This is a genomic window from Psychrobacter sp. T6-1 (assembly GCF_052258445.1).
Genome location: NZ_JBQQFC010000163.1, coordinates 1 through 5,414, shown reverse-complemented (window position 1 = coordinate 5,414; position 5,414 = coordinate 1). Strand labels below are relative to the sequence as shown.

General features: G+C 47.1%; 3 protein-coding genes. All 3 read left to right on the top strand.

What is annotated here, in order from left to right; translation table 11 throughout:
• Nucleotides 1–682, top strand: a 682-nt coding sequence (locus ACTXGO_RS09160; protein WP_443574163.1) for a solute carrier family 23 protein, incomplete at its 5' end; no start/stop codon positions are given.
• Between the two features lie 588 nt (nt 683–1,270).
• A complete protein-coding gene (gene putA / locus ACTXGO_RS09155; protein WP_443574161.1) occupies nt 1,271–4,528 on the top strand; it encodes a bifunctional proline dehydrogenase/L-glutamate gamma-semialdehyde dehydrogenase PutA in 3,258 nt (1,085 codons plus the stop codon).
• 11 nt (nt 4,529–4,539) lie between these two features.
• Complete coding sequence (locus ACTXGO_RS09150) at nt 4,540–5,229, top strand: 1-pyrroline-5-carboxylate dehydrogenase (protein WP_443574159.1); 690 nt, start codon at nt 4,540–4,542, stop codon at nt 5,227–5,229.
• Nucleotides 5,230–5,414: the final 185 nt, after the last annotated feature.

Genomic DNA, 5,414 nt, shown 5'->3' with positions numbered 1-5,414 from the left:
AATCAGCTTATTGGCAGGTCAAACGCAGTTCACAGGTATCATCTCAGCGCCGCCGTCTATCGCACCGACCTTTATGCAATTAGATATTGCAGGCGCGTTTGATATCACGATGATCAGCGTTATCTTTGCCTTTTTATTCGTCGATTTATTTGATACTGCTGGCAGCTTAGTCGGTATCACAAGTAAAGCGGGCCTTATTGATAAAAACGGTAATATCCCGAACATGGGTAAGGCGCTTCTTGCAGATTCGACTGCTACCGTAGCAGGCTCTATGCTCGGTACGTCATCGACGACTAGCTATATCGAAAGCGCGTCGGGAGTTGCCTCTGGTGGTCGTACAGGCTTGATGGCAGTAACCGTTGGCGTACTATTCTTGCTTAGTATCTTCTTTGCGCCACTAGCAGGTATGATTCCTGTTTATGCTACTGCTGGTGCGATATTCTATGTGTCAGTGTTGATGCTCTTTACTCTAAAGGACATCAACTGGGAAGACTTAACCGAAGCGGCTCCCGTCGCTGTCGTGCTCCTGCTAACGCCGCTAACTTATTCTATCGCTGACGGTATTGCGCTCGGGTTTATCACCTTTACGGCAGCTAAGTTTATGACGGGTCGATTCTCAGAGATTACCATTCCAGTCTGGGTATTAACAATTGTCTTATTAGCTAAAATCGTATTTTTATAATCCTTAACTTCTCAAACCAAAACCCTTTTTATCTGAAATGATAAAAAGGGTTTTTTTATTATAAATAGAGCGCTTATTTCTTAGTCTTTACATTAAAATAGTTGGACTACTGTATCTCGTTTACAGGCGCTACTATCTGCTTGTTTTTACATCACATATCTACGCAAATAAATACTCAATAGCATTGGTCACAGCGTTTTTTCATGCTAGTATGAAGAGGTTAAGCGCATCACCTCAATCAACGCCGTAGAGGTTTTTCTTACAGTGAATTAGTCATGCAAGATTCGTATTTTAAGTGAATTTAAAATGCCAATCACTCCTTTCACTACAAACAAGAAGAAGGCACTAATGCCGCTTAATTTTTTATTGCCTTTATATTGTTAATGTAGTCCGTTTAGTACGCAAGCGACCTACTTAACCGTGTCTGACTCGCTCAGACCTGCCTGTTTTGTGATGGCGCGGTTTTGCTTTTTATATTTTTACAAACGATAGTGATGCAAAAGAGAGGATGCATGGCTCGCGTATTGTATTATAAAAGCTTTGACGCCCCATTTATTATGGTTTTTAAACGATAGTTATGGAGTTGGTATGCATCCGATAGATAAATTTACCCCACAAGAGCCCATCTTGTTTAAGCCAACCGATCTGCTGGCACCTGAGTACCTAGAGCATTCGAGCGATGAACTGTATGCGCGTATCTCGCCGTTATATAGCGTTGATGAAGATCAGTTTTTGACGCAATTATTACCCCTTGCTAAGCCGACTGATCAAGAGCGCGAGGATGCCACCGAGCAGACGCGCAAGCTGGTTGAGTACGTGCGTAATGATGGCAAAGCGATCAAGATGGTGGACTCGTTGCTGCTTGAGTATAGCCTCGATACCCAAGAGGGTATCTTGCTCATGAGCTTAGCTGAAGCCTTGATTCGGGTGCCAGATAATTACACCGCTGATGCACTTATCCGTGACAAAATGAGTGTTGCCGACTGGAAGAAGCATCTCAAAGATGACAATGGCTTTATGGTCAATGCCTCAACGTGGGGCATGATGATGACAGGCCGCGTGGTCAGTATCGATAGTCGTACGACGGCCTCAGGGTTTTTGGATCGCATGACCAAAAAGATGGGCGAGCCGATGATCCGCGGCGCTATGCAAAAAGCCATGCGTATCATGGGGCATCAGTTTGTGCTGGGCGAAACCATTGAAGAGGCCAACAAAAACAGTCAACCTTATCGCAATAAAGGCTATACCTATTCGTTCGATATGCTCGGTGAAGCGGCAGTTACTCACAAAGACGCGGAAAAATACTTCAATGATTATTTGCATGCGGTCAAATCAACCGCCAATGTCAAAGTAGCCGAGGGCATGCCAAAGCCGTCTGTCTCTATCAAGTTATCGGCTCTGCATCCCCGTTATGAGGCGACGCAAGAGGCGCAAGTGATGGGGCTACTACGCCTGCGCTGTATGCTCCTCATAGAAGCGGCGCGCGAGGTCAACGTTGATATCAGTATTGATGCTGAAGAAGCTGATAGATTAGAGATCTCCCTCAAACTGTTTGAGTCGCTGTACCGTGATCCTTTAACCAAAGGCTGGGATGGTTTAGGTCTGGTGGTACAAGGGTATTCAAAACGCGCTATCGCGGTATTTGCATGGATCGCGCGACTGGCGACGGAAGTTGGGGATCGTATTCCACTGCGCTTGGTCAAAGGCGCATATTGGGATACTGAGATTAAGCTCGCCCAGCAAAAAGGGCTATCGGGTTATCCTGTCTGGACTCGTAAAGAAGGTACAGATACGGCGTATTTGGCTTGTGCGCGTTTCTTATTATCAGAGCATCTGCGCGGACTTATCTGGCCACAGTTTGCCACGCATAACGCACATACGCTGGCATCTGTGATGACCATGAGTAGTCATCGCGACTTTGAGTTCCAGCGCCTACACGGCATGGGCGATGCGCTTTATGATCATATCTTGCAGACTTATCAAATCCCTGTACGTATCTATGCCCCTGTTGGTGCGCATCACGATTTGCTGCCGTATCTGGTGCGTCGTCTGCTTGAAAACGGTGCCAACAGCTCGTTTGTGCATCAGCTCTTAGATAAGTCTTATCCGATTGATAAGCTTACCGTACATCCATATGACAAACTGCTTGCCAATAAGCATTTGCATAACCCTGATATTCCATTGCCGCTTGATATCTATGGCGCGCGCCAAGCTAGTTTTGGCTCTAACATCTTTGTAGAGTCGCAGTGGACGCCACTAAAAACAGCTATCAATGCACAACTAGAAAAAACATGGTCAGCGACTTCTATTATTAATGGTAAGGCGATCAGTGAATACGATGACAATGGAGTTACGCAGGCGCTTGAAATTCATAGTGTCCGCGCCCCTTGGAATCATGAGGTTGTAGCAGGCAAAGTGCATTTCGCTAACGCTGAGATTGCAAGGCAAGCTATTGACGCCGCTGTTGCAGGACAAAAAGAGTGGCAAGCTGTACCAGCAAGCAGGCGTGCTGATATCTTGCGCCAGATTGCTGATCTTTATGAGGCAAGTTACGCTGAGCTAATGGCGCTGTGCCAAGTGGAGGCGGGCAAGACCACGCAAGACAGTATTGATGAGATCAAAGAGGCGGTTGACTTTTGCCGCTTTTATGCCGATGAAGCTGAGCGTTTAGATAGCGCTGCATATGAGTTTACCGATCTAAATGGCAAGTCGTCCAGACAAGTCTACAAGGCGCGCGGCACTATTGTCTGTATCAGTCCATGGAACTTCCCACTTGCTATTTACACAGGACAAATCGTCGCAGCGCTAGCGGCAGGTAATACTGTGGTCGCCAAGCCCGCCGAACAAACCAGCTTAATCGCACATTTTGGCGCTCAGCTTATGTACCAAGCAGGCGTACCAAATGAAGCCTTGCAACTGGTTATCGGTGGCGGCGAAGTAGGGGCGGCGCTAACTGGTGCTGATAGTTTGGATGGCGTCGTGTTCACGGGCTCAACGCAAACTGCTCAGCGTATCAACCAAAGCTTAAACACTCATGCGCAAGCGAGCGGTGAGCTACCGATTTTGATCGCTGAGACAGGCGGTCAAAACGCTATGATCGTTGATTCAACTGCGCTACCTGAGCAAGTGGTCAAGGATGCGGTACTATCCGCCTTTGGCTCGGCAGGTCAACGCTGCTCGGCTTGTCGCATTTTATGTATTCAAGACGATATCGCTGATAATTTAATTGAACTGCTTCAAGGTAATATGGCAGAGCTCATCGTAGGCAATCCAACCTACGCGGCAACTGACGTAGGCCCTGTAATCGATAGTACCGCCAAACAAGGTCTTGAGGCGCATATTGAGCGTATGCGTGCAGAGCCGACGGCGACGATACTGGCGCAGACGCCAATGAGTGCAAGTTCTGTCATCGATGAAGATGATGCTACCTTTGTATTGCCAACGGCGATTGAGGTTCAGAGTATCGATGTGATTGGCGGTGAGCATTTTGGTCCGATATTGCACGTGCTACGTTACAAAGCGCGCGATTTGGACAAACTTATCGATGCGATTAACGCTACAGGCTTTGGTCTTACCTTGGGTATTCATAGCCGCATTGAGAATATCGCTGAACATATCGAGCGCCGCACTGTGGTAGGTAATACTTATATTAATCGTAACCAAATCGGTGCGGTCGTTAACGTCCAACCCTTTGGTGGTTGCGGGTTATCGGGTACTGGTCCTAAAGCGGGCGGTCCACATTATGTGGCGCGTCTTATGAAGCTGGCTATCGAAACCGTAACGACTGCCTCAAAAAGCGCAGATCAAGCCGCCTTTAATCCTCAAACTCAAACCCAGCTTGCATAAGGAATTGCACTATGACAACTGAATTCAAAAAAAATCATGCGCAGGTTTGCGAGTCTTGGCGATTACTCGGCGCTGTCAACCGCGCCTCTTATCTAGAAGCGGCTATCCCTAAGCTTGCGCTATTAACCGGCAATGCGACCAAAGCCAAGCGCTTGTTTCATCATTTACTAAACGCCGCCCCTAAGCTTGACGAAGTCGAGCGTATGACTGGCGCGACAGGAGAGTCTAATGATCTGTATATGACTGCGCGCGGCAAGACAATGGTCATTGGAGGGGAGTCTGCTACTACGATGGCCGTGCTCGGTCAGCTTATCGCAGCACTGCTCACTGGCAACGAGGTAATATTGCATTGCCCCAGCCAATATGAGATGTGTGATGAGGCGGCAAAAATACTCTATGACATAGGTATCAGCGATGATGTACTAAGCGTCGCTAATGACGCACAAACGGTGACCTTGCTGTATATTGACCGCCTAGCACAAGTCGCCGTCGCTGGAAATACTAGCGAGATACAAGAGATCAGTCAGACGCTTGCAGATACGGACGGCATCTTAACCCAAGTTATCCCTGTCAGCGATATGGACGGGTTATCTGAGATGCTTACGCCCGATTATCTTCATCGCTTCATGACAGAGCGCGTCATTACTATTAATACCACGGCTATTGGTGGTAATGCCAGCTTGCTTGAGCTGGGTACTTAATTTAGACTTAGTCGCCTATATTAAATATAAAAACCCGATAGTTGAGTGATACGCTATCGGGTTTTTTTTGTGTTTGTGTGGTGTGAACCTAGATTATGATCAAGCTAAAGACTACTCATTATAATTAACCCATACCCAACCATTCTCAAGCCATTCGTTGACTTCATCAAGGTCGATATCTTTGA

What these genes read in the sequence shown, in the direction of transcription:
- putA (WP_443574161.1), top strand. Translation starts at nt 1,271, where the DNA reads ATGCATCCGATAGATAAATTTACCCCACAAGAGCCCATCTTGTTTAAG.
- ACTXGO_RS09150 (WP_443574159.1), top strand. Translation starts at nt 4,540, where the DNA reads ATGACAACTGAATTCAAAAAAAATCATGCGCAGGTTTGCGAGTCTTGG.